The organism is Roseivirga seohaensis subsp. aquiponti (genome assembly GCF_001267955.1).
Classification (GTDB): domain Bacteria; phylum Bacteroidota; class Bacteroidia; order Cytophagales; family Cyclobacteriaceae; genus Roseivirga; species Roseivirga seohaensis.
Genome location: NZ_JSVA01000007.1, coordinates 249546 through 273456 on the forward strand (window position 1 = coordinate 249546; position 23911 = coordinate 273456).

A 23911-nucleotide genomic window follows, 5' to 3' on the forward strand; every position below is an offset into this window, starting at 1 on the left:
TTGAAGATGGATTTTCAAATCACCAAATCATTTTTTACTCATTTCCTCTCCATTTAAGAATTTAATACTTAGATTTGGTCTTCATTTAAGTATTAAATAGAAAATCATGAAAGGAACTTACCTCGGAGAATTTCAGGAAGTTGTACTCTTGACCATCCTTGTATTAGAAGAAAATGCCTACGGTGTAAGTGTACAGGAAGAAATTGAGAAAAGAACGGGCAGAGGAGTAAGTCGTGGAGCTTTACACACCGCCTTCACTAGGCTCGAAGAAAAAGGATTTATTAAATCGGAATATGGTGGCGCTACTGCCGAGCGTGGCGGCAGAAGAAAACGATACTATCAGGTTACAAACCTTGGTAAAAATGCTCTAGAAGAAGCCAAGGCCGTTCGAGATGACCTTTGGAGCAGTGTACCCAAAATTGCTTTACAGAAAATTCAAGGATAAGCCATGAACCAAAAAACACCTCGATTTTGGACGCGAGTTCTCAAATTTTTCTGTAACGAGAGTTTTTATGAAGAACTGCAAGGCGACTTGGAAGAAGTCTTCTATATCAATATAGAAACCAAGGGTTTAAAAAAAGCTAAGACTATTTACCGCAAGGAAGTGCTTAAAATGCTTCGTCCTTCGGTGATTAAAAAGCCAAAAGGCTTCAACTCAAAGATCAACACTTCCTTATTCAAGCTACACTTTGTACTCACGCTCAGGAATATTCAGCGCAACAAAGTCTTCAGTTTGGTCAATATTCTCGGTTTAGGTGCCGCTTTGACCATTTGCCTGTTTTGTGTAAATATGATTTACACTGGTTTTCAGTATGATTCTCACCATAAGAATGCCGACCGCATTTATAGAATTACCACCAAAGTAGAAAGTCCAACCAGTTCCATGCATTTTGCTTCTTCTCCATTTGCCTTAAAATGGAAGATGGCAAGCATTCCTCAAGTGGAAACCTCTACTACATTTCTATTCGGTTTGGGCTACTCGTTTAATGTCAAGGGTGAAAAGATCAGCACGCATGGCTATTCTGTTGATAAAAACTTCTTATCCGTATTTGATTTCAAAACAGTGGAGGGAGACCCAAATGACATCTTCGATGATTTCTCCTCCATCATAATTACCGACAAAGCTGCAAAGCGCATTTTCGGTGATGAAAGTCCAATAGGAAAGCAAAACAGCGGAGGGCATATTGTTCGAGCAGTAATTGAGTCTCCCGATGAAAAGTCTCACTTAAAATTCGATTTTCTACATAACATAGAGGTTATGGAAAGTAGCATGAGCACTGATGAGATCAATACCAGACTCAACCGATGGGATAGTTATGAACATGGTCGCTTTACTTATTTCAAACTTGCTCAAAACAGTTCTATAAAAGACTTCAATGCTCAGCTGGCCTCTTTGAATTCAGAAATGAACTCAAGTCTGGATGATGGAAAACAATACGCCATGGAAGCCCAGGCCTTAAGTAATATTATGTTTGGGGCAGAGCTCATTTTGGATTTTCAAAATGTGTATCCAAAAATTACATTGATATTACTGGTGGTACCCATCATAGTACTTATATCTCTCGCGTCCTTCAACTATACGAACCTCTCAATTGCAAGAGCAATTCAGCGATCGAAAGAAATAGGAATTCGAAAAATCACTGGTAGCTCAAAGGCTCATATTATCTCACAGTTTCTATTAGAGACTACGATATTTTCACTTTTCGCACTCGTCATTGCGCGTCTGTCCTATCAATACCTTTCCGTACGCTTTGGGGCCTACATTCAAGAGTTTTCAGCACTCTACACATCAAGTCTAAATGCTGAAATCATTGGTTGGTTCATTGCCTTTAGTTTAGTCGTAGGCTTAGTCGCAGGAATCTTACCTGCACTGCATTTCGCTCAAGTTTCACCCTTAAGCGCAATGAGGAACCAAGTGAAAAATGGTGCTCTTTCGATGTCAACGATGAGAAAAACATTAGTGGGTTTACAACTGGGCGTTTCCACTTTCTTTGTTCTTTTCATTGCGCTCATTGCCAATCAAAAAACACAAATCATGAATGCCGACCTCGGTTTTATTTCCGAAGGCCTCATTACCATTCCAATCAAAGAGGTAGATATTGACCTACTTACCGCTGAGTTTGATAAAATTCCTGAAATCACAAATTACTCTACCTCATCGATGACGCCAGGAACAGGAGGTTTGGCTAGGCGGTTCATTACAAATGAAAATTATTCTGACACCATTGCCACTGCTTATGGGGTTGCTGATTTCAAATTCAACAGTGTGTACAAACCTCAATTAGCAGCTGGTTTTGGGTTTAGCCTTGAAGGAAAAAACGAGATTATTGTTGACGATAGAATACTCAAGGCATTTCAGCTTCCGTTGGATAGCGCCATAGGCAGCATAATCCACCTCATGCAATACGATATAGAAGAAAGCCTTGAGGTAGTTGGGGTTTTAGATAATTATATTAATGATGGATTAACTAGCTCACAGATGCCTTTGATCATTCGAAATCAGCGCGACACTGCCTTAACCAATCTAATCACCATCAACATTGCCACAAAAAATATGAACGAAGCTTTGGGTAAAATTGAAGCTGGATGGAATGCAGTAGCGCAAGGCAAAGACTTTGAACCAATGTATGTAGATGATGCCATTGAAGAGGTGTACGCTCCTTTTTTCAACTTTATGAACTTACTTACTTTAGCCGGAATCGCTGTAATTGTGATTGCGGTACTTGGTCAGTTTGGAATGGCGCTTTACAATGCTGAAAGCAGAGTGAAAGAAATAGGAATTCGGAAAGTACTGGGCGCTACTTTTTATTCTATCGCAAGGTTATTTTCTATAGGAACCCTAAAGTCATTAATCATTTCGGGGCTCATTGCTATCCCTTTAATCTATCTTGTTTTTAGAGAAATGATTGTTCCGAGTTTTGCGATACAGTTAGAAATTTCAGCATTAACGCTAATAGCCAGCCTTTTATGTTTGTGGGGGATTGTTATCGGAATTGTTACAATCCAAACTTGGAAAACCGCAAAAGCCAACCCATCTGAATCGCTCAGAAGCGAGTAATTACAATTTAAAAATAAGCTGATTTGGTGATTTGAAGATGGATTTTCAAATCACCAAATTCTCAAATCAACCCATCTTCAAATCAAATTCCATGTCTTCATTTTAGAACTTGAATTTTATTTCATACATTGGTCTACATTTTAGAACATGCTATGAAAGGGACAAATCTGGGTGAATTTGAAGAAATAGCTTTACTCACCATTTTGGTTTTAAAAGATGATGCCTACGGAGTAAGCATCAAGCGCGAAATCAATGAACAGGGAAAGAGAAATATTAGCAGAGGTGCTTTACACACTGCTTTATCTCGCTTAGAAGAAAAAGGGTTTTTGACCTCGAGACAAGGCCAGGGCAACGAAGACAGAGGCGGCAGACCAAAGCGCTATTATGAAGTAACCAATAAGGGCTTGGCCGCTTTGCAGGAATCCAAAGAAGTCCGCGACCAATTATGGAGTCAGGTGCCAGCTTTTCATTTACAATAAGCTCTTTAAAACATGCGCATCATTCCTCCAAAACTATACTCCCGGCTCTTTAAAGCCTTCTGCAAGCCTACTCTTTATCCAGAGCTTCAAGGCGATTTGGAAGAAGAATTCCACTTCAACCTAAAAGAATTGGGAGAGAAAAAGGCCAAAGCCATCTATCGTAAAGAAGTACTTAAAATGCTTCGCCCTTCTGTGATTAGAAAACCTAAAATTATCGTCACCATGTTCAGAGCTTCATTATTCCAAATCCATTTAAAGCTGGCCTTCCGCAACTTGTGGCGTAATAAGGTGTTCAGTGCCATCAACATTTTCGGGCTAGCTGCCGCCATCACGGTAAGTATGTTTGCGCTGAATATTATCTACACTGGCCTGTCTGTTGACAAACAACACCCGCATACTGAAAGACTGTATAGAGTATTAACAAAAGTTGAGAAGACTAACAATACTCCCTATATTCTAGCTTCTACCCCTTCTGTATTGGGAGAAAAACTTCGAGCAGATCTACCAGAAATTGAAGTATTGACACAATTCAGCTCGTCCAGCCAATTCAAAGAAGTTATAAATGGCAATTCAGTAAGCCTTGTAAACTTAATGGTAGATGACCATTTTTTTGAAGTATTTCAATTCAAAGCAATCGATGGTGACCCACATGCTGCATTACAAAATAAATCGAGTTGTATAATTACAGATGACATAGCAGAACGCTTCTTTCCAAATGAAAACCCTATTGGTAAAATTCTTGGTTCAGGACTGATCGTTAATGCCATAATTGAAAGTCCAAAAGGTCTTTCACATTTGAATTTCGACATAATATCAAGTAGTTCAGAAAATCCAAATTTGGTGAATACAGAAAGCTCTAACTACTTAGAAAAGTGGAATCACTTTTATCAAGGCTACACCTACTTTCGAACCATTGAAGGCGTAAGCCAAGAACAGCTAAACAATAAGCTGAAACAAGTCTCGGAAGAAGTAAATACTATAAAAAAAGGTACAGAATCCACTTTTGATTATCGCAGCCAGAAAATCGGAGATATCATGTTTAGTGATGAAGTGTATAACCCTATCGGGTCTAGCTTACCTAAGGATATACTTTATGTCCTTGTCATACTGATTACTATTCTTCTTTTATTGGCGAGTTTTAATTACACCAATCTATCTATCGCCAGAGCCATTCAACGTACCAAAGAAATTGGCATTAGAAAAGTAGCTGGGAGCACAAAATCTCAAATTATTGGTCAAATTTTAGTGGAAACCATTGTTTTCTCAGTAGCAGCAACCCTGGTAGGGTTTTTACTCTACCGCTTTTTCGTCCCTGAATTTGTTGCCCTAATGGATACTGGTAATTTATTATTCAACCCCAATACAAGTCTTGGCCTTCTCTTAGTATTCCTAGGTTTTTCCGTTTTGATCGGCTTAGTGGCTGGGCTTTTCCCCGCACTCTACTTTGCCCGCATTTCTCCTTTGAATGCTTTTCGATCGAATATCAAAAGTAAAACCATGTCACTCATGAACATTCGAAAAGGCTTGGTGGTATTTCAGCTCACTGTCTCTATGTTCTGTATTATGGTAGTTACTGCAGGCTCGGACATCTACTATTCCATAGTTCAAAACAACTGGAATTTCAGCAAAGAGGGAGTGGTAAGCGTAGAAGTCGCTCCTAAAAACAGACAACTATTAAAATCTCGATATGAGCGCGTTTCTGGAGTAGTGGGTGTTTCTGCTGTTTCTTCCCTTCCTGGTGTAGGTACGATGGGTATGACCATGGTGAGACGCTCTAATGGCACTGACAGTCTGATGGTCAATTTTTCCGTAGTAGACTCCGATTTCGACAAAGTTTTTGAGCCTAGATTATTTGCTGGTAATAATTTTAAAAGAGTATCGTCCGATTCAACACTTACTGAAGTTTGGGTAAATAGAAAGCTATTAGCTGACCTTAATATTCCATTAGACAGTGCGTTTGGTCAAACCCTTTCCTTTTTTAAAAACATTAGCCGATACCAAATAATTGGGATTATAGAGGACAATGTCTTCGAACGACTTGATGCCCCTGAAATGGCAGCAATCATGGTTACTCACGAGAAAATAGACTTATATAAAAGGTCGCTTGCCATTAAAATAGAAAATCAAAATATAGCATCAACTTTAAATCAACTTGAAAAAGCCACCAAAGAAGTGGACGCTGAACAAGCCTTTACTCCTATCTTCCTAAATGACTCTATTGAAGAAAGTTATAACAATATCAACCAAGTGGTCAAGGCGTTTAAATTCCTTTCTGTCATCATTATTTCTATTTCGCTCTTGGGTCAATTGGGAATTGCGCTTTATAATGCCGAAACCCGTACCAAAGAGATTGGCATTAGAAAAGTGCTTGGCGCTAGAGTTAAAAGCATTATTCTACTCTTATTGAAAGGAACGTTGACCTCATTAGTCATTGCGGCATTAATTGGAGCTCCTCTAGCCTACCTTTTTTTACAGGAAACATTCTGGCTCTCTTCCCTTATAAAACCACAGTATGAAGGGCTTGTCTTGGCGCAAGGTGTTCTGCTATTGGGAAGCTTAGTTGTGCTCATTGTGATTATACAAACTTGGCGTGTTGCACAGGCCAATCCTTCAGAATCGCTCAGAAGTGAGTAGGGAATTTGAATACCTATTTTCTGGCCACAGAATTACTCTTTCAAAGCTTTTAGTCTTCACCTAATCGGTAATGGGAAATAATGAAAAGAACTTACTTTGACAATTATCAGCCATGTCCTTTGTTATTAATTTTGATCATTTTTATTTTATTCTTTTTATTACTACAATTATTCTTTACTTTTAAAAAGTAATTGATTACTACATCGAAACATATAGAATAAGGTTTTGAACTAGACTTGGCTAACTCAAAAAGGGTTCTTCTATTTTATTCTCAATAGATCGATAATCAAACGAGAATAGTTTGTGGCTTTTCATTCTAATTGAATAGTACAAGAAATAGAATCACCTTAGTTTCTGGATTATTCTTGAAGCGCTATAAAGAAGCCTTTCATAAAATCTTTATAGTTAAAGCTTACTAAGTTCAGCCTATGAACACATCAATCCAAATTTTTCAGACTTGAGTAATGAATTCATAATTTTTAAACATAAAACAACATGAAACCTAAAACACACGCAGTCTTAAGAATCACGTTGGGATTCTTTTTATTTCTATTTTTTTTTGGTTGTACCGAAGACCAGTCTTTAAGTCCAACTGATCAAAATCAGGCCAAAATCGCAACAATAAACCAAATCGCTAAAGAATTAGATGCTGATATAACAATTAACAAAAACATAAATCAATCCAATGGAATTATAGTTAATTCAAAAGAAGAGTATGAAAATTTGATTTCTAAAATAAGGAATCAAGTAAATGACAATACTACACTTTCTTTAGGGAGGTTAGATGGCAGTACAAAGATGGTAATGTCTGATTGTGCGGATGGTGTCTATACTGGCACCGCCTTTGACAATGGTCTCACTTCATTAGATTTTGATGTTTCAGTCTCTGATGGCTGTATTTCTGGTATAACAGGAGGTTTTTCAGGTTTTACATTTGCCATTAGCTATACTCAAGGCGGGACTCAATTCGGATGTAATTCAGGATCTGTTTGTGGTTTTATTAATTATAATGTATTTTTCGAAAGTGTAGGTACAGTATATAGAGAGAAAGTATGTTATAATATATCATTACGTTGCTCATCTAACAATCAATAAGATTAATTATGGGAATTTCAATTATTGTATGGCAGGTTATTCTTATAGCTGTAGTCGCCATAGGGATTGTTTGGTTATCTAAATTTTTATTGAAAAAGAATAAATAACCATTGAACTATGGAGTAAATGGCTATCTACAGTTGTAACTGAAGATAGCCCTCTCTTTTATGCTCACTTTGACATTTCAGTTATCTCAGATAAATTATATTGACATATCTATACTCTCATCATTATGGCAGTGTCAAAACTATTATTTTCATAGTTTTCAGTTCGCCCATTGAGTTTTGATTGGTACTTACACCACAAAGTGTATATACTACTTGTTGTCTCGATAAATGATTGAAGTAATGAAGCAGCATATTGGCCGAAACGTACCTAAGACAGTTTACTCAATATTATCAGAAAGTATATGAATTGATTTTAATCACAAATCATCCCCGGCATATCGCTATTGAGCTTTGGGCTTACGTAAGGAATGCCTAAGTTCAGTCCGCGAAGAATGAGAATTAGACCCACCAACACCAGTAGCTTCGGCACAAACTTGAGCCATGCGGAAGTGAAATTACTTTTGAAAGAAAAGCCCAAATAAGCCGCACCGAGCATCATAGGAAAAGTACCCAAACCGAACAGCGCCATATAGGCTGCTCCTCCGTAAAAAGTACCCATTGAAATGGCAGCCACTAAAGCCATATAAACCAAACCACAGGGTAAAAGGCCATTCAATAAACCCAAACTAAGGTTCGACTTGAAATTATTGGTTTTGAGTAAACCGCCTATTCGCACCTTAATGCTTAAGAAAAGCTTCTGAAGGGGTTTGATTTTAATATTGCCTGATAGTTTTCCGTTTAAGAGTAAGGCTCCAATGATGATTGTTGCGCCAGCCAAAACAGATAAGCCTTGTTGCACCCCGGTCATCGAAAGTATTTCGCCAAAAAGGCCTGCAATCGCACCTAAAAAACTATAGGTAATCATACGACCGCTATTGTAGGCTAAACGGTTAGCTACCCAAACCTTTTTCTTTTTTTCGTTCTGAGGAACTGCCCAAGCGATTGGTGCACACATGCCTAAGCAGTGCAGGCTACCAAAAAAGCCAAATGCCAGCGCTGTTCCTAAAAGCAACATCAGATTACAATATTAAGCTCTTGATAATATTCCGTCCCTTTCGATTTCCATTCGATTTTAACCTTCCATGCGCCAGAAGCAAGGTTTTTCATATCGAAAGTTTGTAAACCAGTTTCATCAAAAACCAAATCAAACTCTTTGTCAAGACTAGCATTTGCCGAACGGAAAAAAGAAATTTTACCTTCTTCCATGGCCTTCATCACCGAGATCGGAAATCTTAACTCAGCTTTCCCTTCATTTCTAACCAATTTAAAATTTGGTTTTTCAGCCAAGCTATTTACGTTTTTCATGCGCTGAATCTGACTTTCGTAATCCAACTCTTGTTCATAGTAGTTATCGGCCACCAAATAGAAATCGGTGCTTACACTTACGTAAACCATAGTTACCAGCAACCCAACAAAGCACACAAAACTGATTACGATTTTTGTTCCCCAGTTCATTATTTAAATTTTATTGGTCCTAAGAAGTTCGTCTTTACCTTATCAATCAATTCATCACCATTGAAAATCCCCACTGTGATGCTATTCTTATTGCCCTCCATTTCTGATTCAGGTAATCGCACTGTAAACACGGCATCTGCCTTTCCAGAATTTGAAAGTTGAATTTCGTTGCCTCCTACCACTTCAATCACTCCACTTTCGTGATCGATCAATCGAAGGCTCACGTTCATATCGTCAACCGTTTTATTTATCAATTGAATATTGTAAATATTTTGAATTTGGTCATTCTCTACTTTCTGATAGAGCATACCCGGCACTCTTAAAATTGTAGCCTGAATATCTGATCGACTGGAAACGAAAACCGTTAATAGAGTAATAAGTACCACCAAAACGCCCGTGTACCCAGCTACCCTAGGAGTAAAAAGTTTTTTCTTACCATCTGCAATTGCGCTATGTGACGTAACTCGAATTAAACCAGTTGGCTTATTAATTTTCGTCATTACATCATCACAAGCATCAATACAAGCAGTACAGTTTACGCACTCTAGTTGAGTTCCGTTTCTGATGTCGATTCCGGTAGGACAAACATGGACACAAAGCTTACAATCAATACAATCACCTTTGTCGGCTTGAACCTCCGATTTCTTCATTTTACCTCTCGGTTCACCTCTGATCCAGTCGTACATTACTGCCATTGAATCACGCACCAAAAGCACTCCTTGAAGTCTACCATAAGGACAAATAGCAATGCAAGCTTGTTCTCTTAAGTATGCAAAAACGCCATAGAAAACAGCACTGAAAGCTATTAAACCAATGAAGCCCGCTAAATTCTCAGTAGGCGGCTGACTTACAATTTCCTTCACTTTATCAATACCTATTAAGTAGGCCATGGCCGTATGGCCTATCAATACAGCAATGAAGGCGAAAATGCCATGCTTTAATACTCGCTTCCTAATTTTCTCTCCATTCCAAGGCATTTTGGCCAGTTTACGCTGCTGGTTGGCATCGCCTTCGATCAAGTACTCAATTCTACGGAAAACCATTTCCATAAAGAGGGTTTGAGGACAAGCCCAGCCACACCATACCCTACCGAACACCACGGTGAAAAGAATGATAAATACGAAGAATGTGATTAGCCCTAAAGCGAAAATAAAGAAATCTTGGGGCCAGAAAACCGTCCCCAAGATTACGAACTTGCGTTCGAAAATATTCATCATTAAAAAGGGCTGCCCGTTGATTTTAATAAACGGACCAGCAAAAAGAATGGTAAGTAAGATTACAGATACAACCTTTCGGGCATTAAAAAATTTGCCTTTAGGTTTTTTGGGGTATACCCAAACTCTTTTTCCGTGCTCATCTACCGTGGCTATACTGTCGCGGTATTCTTCGTCATATTCGTACAGCTCTTTCATTTCTACCCTCTTTAATTAGCGCACACTCTACTGCTTTTATTGATTCGATTCTTCTACATAAAGCTCACCATCAGGAGGCAAAGCTCCTGGAGGATTGGTTCCTCTTAAGCTTTTTACATATGAAGCCACGTTTTGTAAACGAAGAGGATTCAATTTACTCTCCCACGAAATCATGGCTGTATTCGGTACTCCGTTCTTGATCACATTGTAAATATCAGTCATACTTCCTCCATGTTTCCAGTAATCATCGGTTAGATTTGGACCAGCCAAACCACCACCATCGGCTTTATGACACATTCCACACTGGGCTTCGAAAAACTTCTTACCATCTGCTAATGCTTCAGCGTCATCATTAAAAGGCACATTGCTTTCATCAAAGTCTACCACAATGGTTTGCTCCATATTGCTTTTGGCAGCCTGTGCCAAGGCCATTTCAATTTCGTATTCCTCCTCTTGTAAAGGAGCCGACTTGAACACATGGAATACCATAAGGTAAATTACTGCATAAACGATTGACAAATAGAAGAGTGCCTTCCACCAAGGCGGCAAGTGGTTATCAAGCTCCTTAATGCCATCATAATCATGGTCGAGCATAATATCTTGCTCTTCTTCCAACGGCTTAAGGTCGTTCCATTTTGCCCAGGTTTTAGCAAACCAGCTAGGCTCTTTTTCCATACTGGCTTTCTTCTCTGGCGACATCTCTTTTTGTACAACTGCTTTTAGCAGCGACACAATGTTAAAGGCCAAAAGAATGACTAACAGCGACACGATGATAAGCAAGCCAATCACCACATAAAATGCCGTAGTCTGAGAAATTCCAGTTGAACTCTCGGTTTGAGCAGCCAAAGGCGTAGTCAAAAACAAGAATGGAAGTAACATGTATTTTGAACTCAGGTTTTTATTTTTTGATTTTATCCTTTCCATGAGCTTAGTGGTTTTCATTTTTAAAATCAGATGCAATAATTGGCGCGTCATCGGTAAGTGGAATGTCACTCATTTCCTCCACGTAGTCTTTCTTCATTCGCCATACATAGAGCATTAGCCCTACAAAGAATATGAAGAAGATTGTGAGTGAAATAATTGGCCAAACCTCCACATTATGAATTTTTTCGAAATAGTGCTTAAACATGGCCTAAGGGTTTTGATCGTTTGAATTCACTTTAATATCAGTACCCAGCCTTTGTAGGTAAGCAATCAGTGCTACAATTTCAGCCTGCTCAGAAATCTCGATATCATTAGCGGCTAAATCGTCCGATATCTCCTTGGCTTGCCTCATCAAATCTTCATTTGCGATTTCTTCGTAGCCTTCTGCATAAGGAACCCCTACTGTTCTGAGGGCTTTAATCTTACCGGCAGTTTCGTCTAAATCGATGGATTGTGTGAACAACCAAGGGTACGGAGGCATAATTGAGCCTGGCGAAGTAGATTTAGGGTCGAGCATATGGTTGAAGTGCCATACATTATTGTATTTAGCTCCTACCCTATGCAAATCTGGTCCGGTACGTTTCGATCCCCAAAGGAATGGATGATCGTACACAAACTCACCTGCTTTAGAATATTCGCCATAACGTTCAGTTTCTGACCTAAACGGCCTCACCATTTGCGTATGGCAGTTATTACATCCTTCCTTAATGTATAAGTCTCTTCCATGAAGTTCAAGTGGAGTATATGGTTGAACACTTTCAATAGTTGGAATATTAGACTTGATTAAGAAAGTAGGCACCATCTCTACCACACCTCCAATTACAATAGCAACCAAAGTAAGGGCAGTAAAAATCACTGGCTTTCTTTCTAATACTGCATGCCAGTGACCTCCAACAATTTTCTTTTTCTCCAATGCTGGTGCCTCGGCTGCTTCTTCTGCTTTGAAACTTCCTTGTTTAGCAGTTTTCACCAAGTTATAGGCCATCATTATTGCGCCAGTCAGGTATAGCACTCCACCAACCGCTCTCATCATGTACATTGGTACAATTTGAGTTACTGTTTCTAAGAAGTTAGGATACTCTAAAAAGCCTTCAGCATTAAAGTTTTTCCACATTAAACTTTGCACTACACCCGCAGTGTAAAGCGGAAGTGCATAAACGATTATTCCTAGTGTACCAATCCAAAAGTGAACATTGGCTAGTTTTGTAGAATATAGTTTTGTACCCCACATTCTAGGAATCATCCAGTACAACATACCGAAGATCAAGAAACCATTCCAGCCTAAACCACCCACGTGAACGTGAGCAACGATCCAGTCGGTAAAGTGAGCAATAGCGTTTACATTTTTAATAGAAAGCAATGGACCTTCTAGTGTAGCCATACCATATGCCGTAACAGCTACAACCATAAATTTTAAAACCGGATCTTCACGAACTCTATCCCAAGCTCCTCTTAAAGTAAGAAGTCCGTTAAGCATACCTCCCCAAGATGGAGCGATCAACATAATTGAAAATACAGTTCCTAAAGACTGTGCCCAGTTAGGTAATGAAGTATATAATAAGTGGTGAGGGCCTGCCCATATATAAATAAATATAAGCGACCAGAAGTGAATAATTGACAGTTTATAAGAGTAAACAGGTCTGTTGGCAGCCTTAGGTAAGTAGTAGTACATAATCCCCAAGAAAGGCGTAGTAAGGAAGAATGCCACCGCATTATGACCATACCACCACTGTACTAAAGCATCTTGCACACCAGCATACCAAGAGTAACTCTTGAACATGGTTACCGGAATTTCAAATGAATTTACCACGTGCAATACCGCTACCGTAACGAATGTGGCAATGTAGAACCAAATGGCTACATACATGTGGCGCTCTCTTCTTTTCAGAATCGTTCCAATCATGTTGATACCAAACACTACCCAAATTACCGTAATGGCAATATCTATTGGCCATTCTAGCTCAGCATATTCCTTTGAGGTGTTCATTCCTAGAGGAAGCGTGATTACTGCTGCTAAAATAATGAGCTGCCATCCCCAGAAATGAATCCAGCTTAGTCTATCGCTAAACATACGCGTTTTTAACAAACGCTGCATAGAATAATACACTCCGGCAAACATAGCGTTACCCACAAATGCAAAAATTACCGCATTGGTGTGTAATGGACGAATACGACCGAAAGTTGTGAATTGAAGACCTAAGTTGGCTTCGGGTAAAAAAAGTTGGGTGGCCATGAGAATACCCACCAGCATGCCAATAAGGCCGAAAGCGACCGTGGCGATGACGAAGTATTTGACAATTTTGTTGTCGTACTTAAATTGCTGTAGTTCCATAATTTATAAGGCGTAGTGATTCCTAAACAATTGCAAGGTAGATTCAGCAGCACCGTTTCTACCTGACAGGTATTAGCCAAAAAGATGATATAAATCAGGTTTTCTGGTTTACCAGTTCTCTATTGAATAACTGGCTCATGAATTTACCAAAATTAACATTATGATTTACAGTAAATTGCCTCAATAAAATCAGCCTGCAAGTATTTAAAAACGCTTTGTATTTTTCTATAATTATGAAAACCATAAAAATGAGAACCGCACTTAAGCTCGAAGAAATCGGGCTTTTATTAATTATTTACCTAATCTATTTTGAATTCTATGAAGGTGGATGGGTACTTTTTGCCAGCTTATTTTTCGCACCTGACCTGGCATTTCTGGCGATTATAGTAAATAAAAAAGTGGCTACAATTGCTTACAATGCTGCCCATCATAAAGGCTTGATTTCACTTTTAATGATTCTTGGCTACCTGCTCTCCAATGAATTGCTCATTCTAATTGGATTGATCTTTATGGCGCATTCTTGCTTCGATAGAATGCTGGGCTACGGCTTAAAGTACTTCGACAGCTTTGACCATACCCATTTGGGTTGGATGGGAAAGAGCAAGTATAAGAATCTAGAGGTTTAGGGGTTAGTTATTGGAAATGAGTTATTGGTGACATAACATTCATCATTTAGGCCTTTTACTTGGACTTTGTCTCACGTCAAAGAATGTAAGAATTAATATACAGTTCCCTTTAATTCGGTAAAACACACGTGTCTGCTTGGTAAGTTGAAATCCGTATATCTTTTTTTCAACCACTTCTACAGTTCCTATCTCGAGAAAACCCTCCAGTAAGTCTAAAAAATCAACTGCTTTCTGCTCGAAAGCCTCTGCAACTCTAGTCCCCCATTCCTTCTTTATATATTCCTTAATTGAATGGAAATTTCTCTCTGCCCGTTTGGTAAGGAGAATTTTCATTTCTTCGATTTAAATACCTTTTCCCGCTCAATCAAATTATCATCATCCTCCGACTCATCATAGGCTAACAATACCTCTTGCTTTTGTTCTTCTGTAAGAGAGTCCCAAAAGCCTCCCGACTTTTCCGATTCTTTTAGTTTTAGGAAATCGTAAATAACTCTCAAAAGATGCTCGTTTTGAATGCCATCAACTATTTTATGAATGTTAGATTTTAGCTCAATTGTCCCCATAACCATAAAATTTCTTATCCGAATTTACAAATTTAAAAACTAATATTCAGCCACCAACCAATTTACCATAAGCCCAATAACAATATAAAGCTCTCCTAATCGAGCCTCCTTTCGCTCTTTAAAGAGCTAGGCTATTAAATTCGATATTGTGACTTGATCTTCTTTATTTCTTTACACATTTCGCTAGAATCAATAATAGTGAGTCGATTTTTTCATAGTTGCTCATTTTACCCTTAGAAATATTCACATAGCTTAAAAAACATCTAGAATTAGAGATTAGTCCAATGATTTAGAATTATGATAATATTGCAACTATAATAATTACTTTAGATGAACACTATTGGTTTCTAGCTACAATGAAGAGATACAAAATAAGTGCCCAACAATTTTATTCATTGGTTGCAGGTGAAAATGTTAAGATTGATAAGTTCCGTACGTTCAACGCAGTACATAAAAACCCTGATTATAGATCAAGAGTGTTCAATAATATTGAAGTTAAAGAGGATATAGTCATTTCGGGTCATATAGATTATAGTCTATTATTTGAAAATAACTGTATCATCAATAAACTGATATTCACTGAGGTGAATTCAAAACACAATATTTCTTTAACATTCAAGGGTGATACAAAAATGAATCATCTTCGAATTGAAAATTCAACGGCTGAATTCTCCATTAATATTTCTGAATCATCCAAGGTCAGTAATATTGATTTGACAAACAGTAACCTAAGAACGTTATTAGTTTATGACAGTGGTTCGATCACAATACTATCGACATTTTTTGCAAAAATTGGCACAATAAAATTGTCTAAAAAATCAACAATTTGGTCACTAGTTTTTCGTGAAAATTCTGAAATAAACCAAATCACTACTTTAGATCATTGTAAAGTCGATTTTTTAGCAGTGCAGAGCAATTCAAAAACAGAGAGTATCACTCTGAGTTCAGACAGTTTGGAAGAGCTGATAGTGAGTGATAGTGCTCATTTGGAAAAACTAGAGATAAATAATAATCACAATGTAAGCACGATAACCATTGAGAATGCAACCCTTAACACACTTATTTTACTTAAAGAGTCTAGTCTTGTCAAATTAGAGTTATCAAATAACTCCACATTAAACATCCTTAGACTTCAGGATGATTGTAAAGTCAAAATCATAAATCTTACCAAGATAGCTAACCTCAAAAAATTTATTATCACAGATTTTGCCTATTGTCACAATATTTCTGTTACTGGTAAATCGAACCTAATTGATATTCAACTTGATGGAGGAGTCATAGGTCTTATTAAGTTTTTCAGTTTATATACTGAATCGATAAAAATCGAAGGTTCAAATACTAGGTTTGAGAACGGAATACAACTTGAAAACTCAAGTTTCAATGAATTTATATTTATCAATTTCAAAATAAATACAGGAATAAGTTTTTTGAATGTAACATCATTAGAGCCTAAAAAAGGATCAATTAAATTTATCAGAAGTGACTTTGGTTATTCCTCATTTATCAATTTTAAATTCAACTCTTTCAAAACTTTACTTTTTGAAAATAGTCAAATAAGTAAGAGCTTTATATCTAATTCACCCTTCCCTAAAAACATTGAGACCAATCACGAGATAGACAAAATATCTCATTATAAACAGGTCAAACTTTTCTATGAGCAGTTAAAATCCATGTATCAAAATCAAGGAAATCGAACTGAAGCCTTAATTTATCAGAGCAAGGAACTCGATGCTTATTATGAGACACTTCGTTGGCGGAAAAAATTTTGGGATAAATCAACTCTATGGGCCTATAAATGGACTGCTAACTTCGGTATCAGTTGGACGAGGGCAGTGAAAGCATTGGTATTTGTTACTGTTCCGATGTATATAATATTGTTATGGCTTACGAAGGAGGTTAGCCCTGTTTGGCCTTGGGAAATGAGTAAAACAGATTTAGAGCTATTTACAATCGAGTATTTCGATTTCATTAACCCTACTTCTTTCATTTGGAAACGTTGGGACTTTATATACGAGTTAGAAGGAGGGACAATTAGGTGGGAAATTAAACTTTTCCTTTTATTAAGTAAGATTGTGGTCATATCAATCACTTATCAACTAATTCAAGCTTTCAGAAGGTTTGGCAGAAGGTAATTTTCAAAAGCGCTTTGACTTTTTTTTTAAAAAATATGTACATAGAATCAAAAGACGTTTACATGGCGTGGGGGCTTCTATCAGAGGAGATGTTTTATTAGGGTTACCTTCAATCATATTCATCCCTTATCTCATTTTAAATCTAATCAAAACTCAATAGATCTTTAAGCACAATTAGCCAACCAACATAGAGTTAGTAAGTACTTCCTCCTCATAGTTTCATTCTTCTGGCTTCTAACTTCCGTGTTCCGACTATTCCACCTATTTTTGCAGCCTAATTTTATTCAAACAATTACATGTCGCTTTCAACGAAGTATAACCCGAACGAGATAGAAGATAAATGGTATGCCCACTGGATGGATAAAGGATATTTCCATGGCAAGGTAAACCCACAAAAAGAACCTTACTCTATTGTCATCCCTCCACCAAACGTAACGGGCGTGCTCCACATGGGCCACATGTTGAACAATACCATCCAGGATGTGCTGATCAGAAAAGCACGAATGGAAGGCAAAGAAGCTTGCTGGGTACCTGGTACCGACCACGCTTCAATTGCCACAGAAGCTAAAGTAGTGAAGATGCTTCGCGAAAAAGGCATTAAAAAATCAGACCTCAGCAGAGAAGAATTCCTTACCCATGCTTGGGAATGGAAAGAAAAATACGGTGGAATTATTCTTGAGCAACTGAAGAAGCTTGGCGCCTCATGCGACTGGGAACGCACTGCGTTCACCATGGACGAAGGTTACCATAAGGCGGTGCTTCGTGTTTTTGTAGACCTCTATAATAAAGGTTACATCTACCGTGACTTGCGCATGGTCAACTGGGATGTGGAAGCCCAAACTACGGTATCTAATGAAGAGGTGATTTATGCCGATCAAGATGAAGTATCGAAGCTTTACAAATTTCAGTACAGCATTAAAGATTCAGACGAAAAGATAATTATTGCTACGCAGCGCCCTGAAACCATTTTAGGTGATGCCGCCATTGCTGTAAACCCAAAAGATGAGCGTTTCCAACACCTGATTGGTAAAACGGCTCTGGTGCCTTTCGTTAACCGCGAAATCCCAATCATCGCGGATGATTATGTAGAAATCGAATTCGGAACAGGTTGTTTAAAAGTAACGCCTGCCCACGATCCGAATGATTATGAAATTGGTTTGCGTCACAATTTAGAAGTAATTGACACCATCGGCTTTGATGGTAATTTGAACGAAAACTGTGGTGTACCAAAATATGTGGGCATGGAACGTTTTAAAGCCCGCAAAGTAATGGTGAAAGACTTGGAAGAAGCTGGTTACTACATCGGCTTCGAAGAGTTCACTACCAGGATCGGCCGTTCGGAAAGAACAAATACCGTGATAGAGCCCAAGCTTTCTTTGCAGTGGTTCATCAAAATGAAAGAAATTTCTCGCACAGCACATGAGGTAGTAATGAATGACGAGGTAGAACTTCTTCCTTCAAAATTCAAAAATATTTACAACCACTGGATGGAAAATGTACGCGATTGGTGTATTTCGCGTCAGCTTTGGTGGGGGCAACAAATCCCAGCTTATTTTTATGGTGAGGGAGAAAACGATTTTGTAGTAGCTGAAACAGAAGAAGAAGCTTTAGCATTGGCGAAAGAGAAATCGGGCAATGCTCAACTGACTGCCAATGACCTAAAGCAAGATGAAGATGTACTTGATACTTGGGCTTCTTCATGGCTATTCCCTATGGCGGTGTTCAACGGTTTTGATGATTCTTGTTTTGACAGAGAGACAGGTAAAATAATCAAAGGCAAGAATGCTGAGTTAGACTACTTCTACCCTACTTCTACTTTGGTGACTGCTCCTGAAATTCTGTTTTTTTGGGTGGCCAGAATGATCATTGCAGGTTATGAATATACTGATGAGAAACCGTTTAAGCACGTTTACCTTACAGGAATTGTACGCGACAAACAGCGTAGAAAAATGTCCAAGTCATTGGGCAACTCACCTGATCCACTGGATTTAATTAAGGAGTTAGGCGCTGATGCTGTTCGTACTGGAATGCTTTTCTCTTCGCCAGCAGGTAATGATCTACTTTATGATGAAAAGCTTGTTGAGCAAGGAAGAAACTTTGCGAACAAGATTTGGAATGCTTTCCGTTTGGTAAAAGGTTGGGAAGTTGGTGGCAGCTCGAATGGTCAAGAAAACCAAACCGCAGTGCGTTGGTTCGATTCACGCTTTAATGCAGCGCTTGCTGAAATCGAAGATCATTTCAGCAAGTTTAGAATTTCTGATGCGCTTATGACTACCTATAAGCTCATTTGGAATGACTTCTGTTCGTGGTATTTAGAAATGATTAAGCCTGCATTTGGGGAGCCAATTGACAGGGCTACTTACGAGATAACACTTAACTTCTTCGAGAAAATCATGAAGGTACTTCATCCGTTTATGCCATTTATAACCGAGGAAATTTGGAGTAACTTAAGAGAAAGAGCCGAAGGACAAGACATTATTGTTTCGATGTGGCCAATTATTGGTGGAGCAGACGAAGCACTGAACAAGCAATCTGAAATTGTATTTGAATTAGTCTCTAACCTTAGAAACTTGCGTTCATCAAAAGGAATTTCACCAAAGAAGGCACTCGACTTAGCAATTAAATCGGAGAACGCTGATGCTTACGAGCCTTTTATAAACATTATCAAGAAGTTAGCGAACATTGACCAACTGACATACACAGATGAGAAGGTGAATGGCACACTAGGTTTTGTGATCAAATCAGATGAGTTCTTTATCCCTATGGAGGAAGGAGCCATTGATGTAGAAGCAGAAAAAGCAGAGATTATAAAAGAGCTTGAATACACCAAAGGCTTCTTAAACTCTGTTATGAAAAAGCTGAGCAACGAGCGTTTTGTGGCAGGAGCACCGGAACAAGTGATAGCAAAAGAAAAAGCCAAACAAGCCGATGCTGAAGCAAAAATTAAAGTGTTGGAAGAAAAGCTAAACGGATTAAATTAAAACTTACGAACCTAGAATTACGAATTTAAGCAGCCTCTTTGAGGCTGCTTTTTTTATGCCTAAAAATCGGAAGCATCTCAAACCCATTTTTCGGCTACATCTCCTTCAAATTCATACACTTAAAGCGCCAGATCGTAAAAATTACAATTTTCGCGACAATGTTATAAATATCAGGCATGCAATATTTCATGTAATTATTTGAAGGTGAACCACATACACATAAACACACCTCAATAATTTAATAAAACCAATAACCTCGTAGATATTTACAATTTTAAAATCACCTAAATTTGTTCATAAATAAACAATTCAAATTCAAATATGACAATTGAATAATTCTCCGTTCAAATAATTTTATCGCCTTTCATAAAATCATGTAGCCTCATAAATACGATTAAGCAACATTGCTACCCGTTTAGTTGTTATTCGCGCAAACAAATGAATTACTTATAAATGCAAAAATTTAGGCTAAAATTAATGCTCATTTTGCTACTCATTAGTAGCAGTGTAATGGGGCAGCAACGTACCGTGGAGGGTACTGTGCTAGATGAATTCGGTTCAAGCTTTCCAGGCGTGACTGTTTCTATTAAAGGAACAACCTCTGGAATAACCACAGGATCGGACGGTAAATACTCGTTATCAGTAAATGCTGATAATGCAGTTCTTGTATTCAGGTTTTTAGGTTACAAAACCAAAGAAGAAACGGTTGGTAACAGAACTGCGGTAAATGTAACCATGGTTCCAGACATTATTGATGCTGGAGAAGTGGTTGTAGTAGCTTACGGAACTCAAGATACTAAGAGTATCACAGGTTCAGTAACTTCGCTCTCAGCAGAGAAAATCAAAGACAGACCAATTTCAAACGCAATTTCTGCGCTTGGTGGTTCTGGCCCAGGTATTCAAGTAACAACTGCTACAGGACAACCAGGTGATAGCCCTGCCATCAGATTAAGAGGTATTGGTTCTGTTAATGGTAACAACAGCCCTTTTATTGTGGTTGATGGTGTGCCTTTTAGCGGAAACATTAACAGGATTAACCCTGATGACATTGAGTCAATTTCTACTTTGAAAGATGCGGCTTCAACTTCTCTTTATGGAGCTAGAGCGGCTAACGGTGTAATTATCATTACAACCAAACAAGGTAAGAAAAACTCTGCACCAACTTTCTCTTTCTCAACAAAGCAAGGAGTGTCTGCTAGAGGTATTCAAGAATATGATAGACTTGACCCTTTAGCTTACTATCAAGCATATTGGGAAGCACTTAGAAATGATAAAATAACAGCAGGAAAAACTCCTGACGTTGCTGCCGCAGAAGCTACTGCGGAATTAATCACTTTCCTTAAGTACAACGCAACTAATGTTGCCGGAAACCAAATTATTGGAACCGATGGTTCTATCAACCCTAACGCTAGTGTTAGATATTCTTCTGACGATTTAGACTGGTTTGCTCCAATCGAAAGATTAGGTTACAGACAAGAATACAACTTCAGCGCAAAAGGAGCGACTGACAGAGCAGATTACTATGCTTCTATTGGTTATTTGAATGAAAAAGGGGTGTTCAAAAACTCTGATTTCGAGAGATATACCCTAAGAACAAACGTTAATGTTGATGTTCTTGATTGGTTGAAAGTTGGAGTAAACAACTCTGGCGATATCAGAATGACAAACTCTGTAACAAGCGGAGGAACTGGCTTCGCTAACGCTTTCTATAATGCAAGAAGAATGGGACCTATCTTCCCTGTTTATGCTATTGATGACCAAGGCAACTACATCACTGACCCTGATTTTGGCACTAAAGCCTTCGATAGAGGTGATGGTAGATTTGGATTACCAACTAGACCAAACAACACTTCTGGTAGACAAGCTCCTGAAGAGTCACTTTTGAACAACAGCTTAACTGAAGCCTTGTTCTTTAGAACTGTAGGTTATGTGGAGTTAACTCCAATCAAAAACCTTAGCGTAAAAATCAACGGTAGTGTGGATATAGGAACTGCAAATGGCCAATTCTATGGCAACCCATTTGTAGGTGATTACATTGGAGTAGGTAGAGCAACTAAGAGTGCCAACTTTGATATTACCACAAACTTTAACCAATTGGTTGATTACTCATTCGATCTAGACTCTAGAAATAGTTTTGACATCTTATTGGGTCACGAAAGTTATGGCATTAAAAACAACGACTTTAGTGCTGCAAAAACAGGTTATATCGTATTAGACAACCCAGTTTTAGATAACTATACTACTATTGTTTCTGCTGCTTCACAAATCGACAGATACAAGACTGAAGGTTATTTCTCAAGAATTAACTACAACCACAACGACAGATATTTCGCTTCTTTCTCTTTCAGAAGAGATGGTACTTCTAGATTCTCTAAAGATGCTAGATGGGGTAACTTCTGGTCTGTGGGCGGTAGCTGGAGAATGAGCGAAGAAGCTTTCATGAGCGGTATGAGCTGGATTGATGAATTAAAACTTAGAGCATCATACGGACAAACTGGTAATGACAACGTAGGCGGATACTATCCTTCTCAAACATTATACTCTTCTGGTAGAAACAACGGTGCTAACGCTGGTTTCTTTAGCTATAGCGTTGGAAACAATGCCCTTCAGTGGGAGAAAAACACCTCTGCTGACGTAGCTGTTGACTTCGAAGTATTAGGAAGAGTTAGAGGTACTGTTGAATACTTCAACCGTTACTCTGACAACCTATTGTTCTCTGTGCCAATCCCAAGTGAATCAGGCTATACTTCTCAAAACAGAAACATTGGTAAAATGGTAAACAGAGGTTTAGAATTCGATGCTAACGTTGACATCTTGAAATCTTCTGGTGGACTTGAGTGGAACTTTGCTTTAAACGCAACCCTGCTTACAAACGAAATCACTAGACTTCCTGAGTCTTCAAGAGAAAACGGTATCATTTCTGGAACTAAGAAGCTTTTAGAAGGCAGATCAATTTATGACTTCTGGTTGAAAGATTGGTACGGTGTTGATCCTGACACAGGTAACCCACTTTACGTGTACGATCCTGAATCAGAGTCTACTCCTAACAACCTTTTGAGAGAAATCAATGGTGTTCAGGTGACTACTAACCAAAACAATGCAATTTATCACTACAGCGGCTCTTCTATCCCTGACGTTTATGGCGCATTCACAAACAGCCTAAACTACAAAGGATTTAGCCTTTCTGTAATGTTTGCCTACAGCCTAGGTGGTAAAATCTATGACGGTAACTATGCAGGTTTAATGGGCGCTCTTGACGGTGGAGCCCTAAGCGTTGGTATTGCTGACAGATGGCAAAAGCCAGGTGACATCACTGATGTACCTAGAATCTCTATCAACAACAACACAAACAACGTAGCAGGTTCTGACAGATGGTTGACTGATGCTTCATTCTTAAACCTTAGAAACATCAACTTAGGATACGAGTTCAAAAAAGCCTCTCTTCAGAGCCTAGGAATCTCTAGCCTTAGAACTTATGTTTCGGCTGAAAACCTATTCTTCGTAAGCGCAAGAAAAGGCTTGAACCCTATGGAAACATTCAACGGAACGCAGGACGCAGGTCTATACCCTCCTTCAAGAGTATTAACCTTGGGCGTTAACCTAAACTTCTAAAACAAAGACAATGAAATACATTTCAAAAATAATTTTACTCTTCATTGTACTGGCTATAAGCTCATGTAATGAAGAATACCTAGAAACCGCCCCTACTGATCAGCTTGGAGCTGATGAAGTACTGAGCACTATTGTTAACCAAAGAGCTGCTTTGGAAGGAATTCACCGCTATATGTATGGATCTGGCGGAGCTCAAGATGAAGCAGGAGGTTATGGCGACCACATGATCAACTACGATTTCTTAGGACAAGATGTAGTTAACCCACAAAGGGGTTCTGGTTGGTTTATTGCCGTTCACCAATGGCTTGAGCACAGATCTAACACAAGTTCTTTGGTAAATCAGACTTACAATTTCTACTACACAATTATTGTTAATGCCAACAACATTATCAATTCAATTGACAATGTAGAAGGAAGTGCTGATGAGAAAAACAACATCAAAGGTCAGGCTTATTTCTACAGAGCTTTCGGGCACTTTATGCTTGTTCAGCTTTATGCTGA

At 38.4% G+C, this 23911-nt stretch carries 18 protein-coding genes; 10 read left to right on the forward strand and 8 right to left on the reverse strand.

The window, feature by feature from the left end; all coding sequences use genetic code 11:
- Window positions 1–106: 106 nt before the first annotated feature.
- The 5 genes from OB69_RS06830 to OB69_RS06850 all read left to right on the forward strand — a co-directional run bounded on the left by OB69_RS06830 (window position 107) and on the right by OB69_RS06850 (window position 7266).
- Window positions 107–445 carry a PadR family transcriptional regulator gene (locus OB69_RS06830; protein ID WP_053222954.1) on the forward strand — a complete coding sequence of 113 codons (339 nt, stop codon included), beginning with the start codon at window positions 107–109 and terminating at the stop codon, window positions 443–445.
- 3 nt (window positions 446–448) lie between these two features.
- Entirely contained in the window at window positions 449–3058 is a 2610-nt protein-coding gene (locus tag OB69_RS06835; protein WP_053222955.1) for a permease prefix domain 2-containing transporter, read from the forward strand.
- 152 nt (window positions 3059–3210) lie between these two features.
- Window positions 3211–3537 (forward strand): PadR family transcriptional regulator, encoded by a 327-nt coding sequence (locus OB69_RS06840; protein ID WP_053222956.1) that lies wholly within the window; start codon window positions 3211–3213, stop codon window positions 3535–3537.
- Between the two features lie 12 nt (window positions 3538–3549).
- Window positions 3550–6171, forward strand: a complete 2622-nt coding sequence (locus OB69_RS06845; RefSeq protein ID WP_053222957.1) for an FtsX-like permease family protein — start codon at window positions 3550–3552, stop codon at window positions 6169–6171.
- A gap of 495 nt (window positions 6172–6666) precedes the next feature.
- Window positions 6667–7266 (forward strand): hypothetical protein, encoded by a 600-nt coding sequence (locus OB69_RS06850; protein WP_053222958.1) that lies wholly within the window; start codon window positions 6667–6669, stop codon window positions 7264–7266.
- A 420-nt stretch (window positions 7267–7686) separates the two neighbouring features.
- Here OB69_RS06850 and OB69_RS06855 read toward each other — a convergent pair whose 3' ends face one another.
- The 6 genes from OB69_RS06855 to ccoN are packed head-to-tail and all read right to left on the reverse strand — an operon-like array spanning window position 7687 to window position 13496.
- Entirely contained in the window at window positions 7687–8388 is a 702-nt protein-coding gene (locus OB69_RS06855) for a sulfite exporter TauE/SafE family protein (protein WP_053222959.1), read from the reverse strand.
- A complete protein-coding gene (locus OB69_RS06860) occupies window positions 8388–8828 on the reverse strand; it encodes a FixH family protein (protein ID WP_053222960.1) in 441 nt (146 codons plus the stop codon). Before OB69_RS06860 ends, OB69_RS06855 begins: the two co-directional genes overlap by 1 nt.
- A complete protein-coding gene (gene ccoG / locus OB69_RS06865) occupies window positions 8828–10240 on the reverse strand; it encodes a cytochrome c oxidase accessory protein CcoG (protein WP_053222961.1) in 1413 nt (470 codons plus the stop codon). Before ccoG ends, OB69_RS06860 begins: the two co-directional genes overlap by 1 nt.
- A gap of 36 nt (window positions 10241–10276) precedes the next feature.
- The gene (locus OB69_RS06870; RefSeq protein WP_185096874.1) at window positions 10277–11164 is read right to left on the reverse strand and encodes a cbb3-type cytochrome c oxidase N-terminal domain-containing protein; all 888 of its coding nucleotides are present in this window, start codon (window positions 11162–11164) and stop codon (window positions 10277–10279) included.
- A 4-nt stretch (window positions 11165–11168) separates the two neighbouring features.
- A complete protein-coding gene (locus OB69_RS06875) occupies window positions 11169–11369 on the reverse strand; it encodes a hypothetical protein (RefSeq protein ID WP_053222963.1) in 201 nt (66 codons plus the stop codon).
- Between the two features lie 3 nt (window positions 11370–11372).
- Window positions 11373–13496, reverse strand: coding sequence for a cytochrome-c oxidase, cbb3-type subunit I (gene ccoN, locus OB69_RS06880; RefSeq protein ID WP_053222964.1), 2124 nt, complete (start codon window positions 13494–13496; stop codon window positions 11373–11375).
- A gap of 233 nt (window positions 13497–13729) precedes the next feature.
- On the opposite strand from ccoN, the gene OB69_RS06885 reads away from it, so the two are divergent.
- Complete coding sequence (locus tag OB69_RS06885; RefSeq protein WP_053222965.1) at window positions 13730–14122, forward strand: DUF4260 domain-containing protein; 393 nt, start codon at window positions 13730–13732, stop codon at window positions 14120–14122.
- A gap of 42 nt (window positions 14123–14164) precedes the next feature.
- On the opposite strand, the gene OB69_RS06890 is transcribed toward OB69_RS06885, so the two are convergent.
- Complete coding sequence (locus OB69_RS06890) at window positions 14165–14455, reverse strand: type II toxin-antitoxin system RelE/ParE family toxin (RefSeq protein WP_053222966.1); 291 nt, start codon at window positions 14453–14455, stop codon at window positions 14165–14167.
- Window positions 14452–14685: a hypothetical protein gene (locus OB69_RS06895; RefSeq protein ID WP_053222982.1), complete on the reverse strand. Its 234-nt coding sequence runs from the start codon at window positions 14683–14685 to the stop codon at window positions 14452–14454. The genes OB69_RS06890 and OB69_RS06895 overlap by 4 nt, the downstream gene beginning before the upstream one ends.
- A 356-nt stretch (window positions 14686–15041) precedes the next feature.
- Between OB69_RS06895 and OB69_RS06900 the strand changes: the two genes are divergently transcribed.
- The 4 genes from OB69_RS06900 to OB69_RS06915 form a co-directional block, all read left to right on the forward strand.
- A complete protein-coding gene (locus OB69_RS06900) occupies window positions 15042–16817 on the forward strand; it encodes a hypothetical protein (protein ID WP_053222967.1) in 1776 nt (591 codons plus the stop codon).
- Between the two features lie 296 nt (window positions 16818–17113).
- The gene (locus OB69_RS06905) at window positions 17114–19798 is read left to right on the forward strand and encodes a valine--tRNA ligase (RefSeq protein WP_053222968.1); all 2685 of its coding nucleotides are present in this window, start codon (window positions 17114–17116) and stop codon (window positions 19796–19798) included.
- Window positions 19799–20251: 453 nt separating this feature from the next.
- Window positions 20252–23410: a SusC/RagA family TonB-linked outer membrane protein gene (locus OB69_RS06910; protein WP_053222969.1), complete on the forward strand. Its 3159-nt coding sequence runs from the start codon at window positions 20252–20254 to the stop codon at window positions 23408–23410.
- 10 nt (window positions 23411–23420) lie between these two features.
- A partial coding sequence (locus tag OB69_RS06915) for a RagB/SusD family nutrient uptake outer membrane protein (protein ID WP_185096875.1) occupies window positions 23421–23911 on the forward strand: 491 nt, incomplete at its 3' end.

Excerpts from the sequence above, each read along its gene's own strand:
- OB69_RS06830 (WP_053222954.1), top strand. The coding sequence starts at position 107 with ATGAAAGGAACTTACCTCGGAGAATTTCAGGAAGTTGTACTCTTGACC.
- OB69_RS06835 (WP_053222955.1), top strand. The coding sequence starts at position 449 with ATGAACCAAAAAACACCTCGATTTTGGACGCGAGTTCTCAAATTTTTC.
- OB69_RS06840 (WP_053222956.1), top strand. The coding sequence starts at position 3,211 with ATGAAAGGGACAAATCTGGGTGAATTTGAAGAAATAGCTTTACTCACC.
- OB69_RS06845 (WP_053222957.1), top strand. The coding sequence starts at position 3,550 with ATGCGCATCATTCCTCCAAAACTATACTCCCGGCTCTTTAAAGCCTTC.
- OB69_RS06850 (WP_053222958.1), top strand. The coding sequence starts at position 6,667 with ATGAAACCTAAAACACACGCAGTCTTAAGAATCACGTTGGGATTCTTT.
- OB69_RS06855 (WP_053222959.1), bottom strand. The coding sequence starts at position 8,388 with ATGTTGCTTTTAGGAACAGCGCTGGCATTTGGCTTTTTTGGTAGCCTG.
- OB69_RS06860 (WP_053222960.1), bottom strand. The coding sequence starts at position 8,828 with ATGAACTGGGGAACAAAAATCGTAATCAGTTTTGTGTGCTTTGTTGGG.
- ccoG (WP_053222961.1), bottom strand. The coding sequence starts at position 10,240 with ATGAAAGAGCTGTACGAATATGACGAAGAATACCGCGACAGTATAGCC.
- OB69_RS06870 (WP_185096874.1), bottom strand. The coding sequence starts at position 11,164 with ATGGAAAGGATAAAATCAAAAAATAAAAACCTGAGTTCAAAATACATG.
- OB69_RS06875 (WP_053222963.1), bottom strand. The coding sequence starts at position 11,369 with ATGTTTAAGCACTATTTCGAAAAAATTCATAATGTGGAGGTTTGGCCA.
- ccoN (WP_053222964.1), bottom strand. The coding sequence starts at position 13,496 with ATGGAACTACAGCAATTTAAGTACGACAACAAAATTGTCAAATACTTC.
- OB69_RS06885 (WP_053222965.1), top strand. The coding sequence starts at position 13,730 with ATGAAAACCATAAAAATGAGAACCGCACTTAAGCTCGAAGAAATCGGG.
- OB69_RS06890 (WP_053222966.1), bottom strand. The coding sequence starts at position 14,455 with ATGAAAATTCTCCTTACCAAACGGGCAGAGAGAAATTTCCATTCAATT.
- OB69_RS06895 (WP_053222982.1), bottom strand. The coding sequence starts at position 14,685 with ATGGGGACAATTGAGCTAAAATCTAACATTCATAAAATAGTTGATGGC.
- OB69_RS06900 (WP_053222967.1), top strand. The coding sequence starts at position 15,042 with ATGAAGAGATACAAAATAAGTGCCCAACAATTTTATTCATTGGTTGCA.
- OB69_RS06905 (WP_053222968.1), top strand. The coding sequence starts at position 17,114 with ATGTCGCTTTCAACGAAGTATAACCCGAACGAGATAGAAGATAAATGG.
- OB69_RS06910 (WP_053222969.1), top strand. The coding sequence starts at position 20,252 with ATGCAAAAATTTAGGCTAAAATTAATGCTCATTTTGCTACTCATTAGT.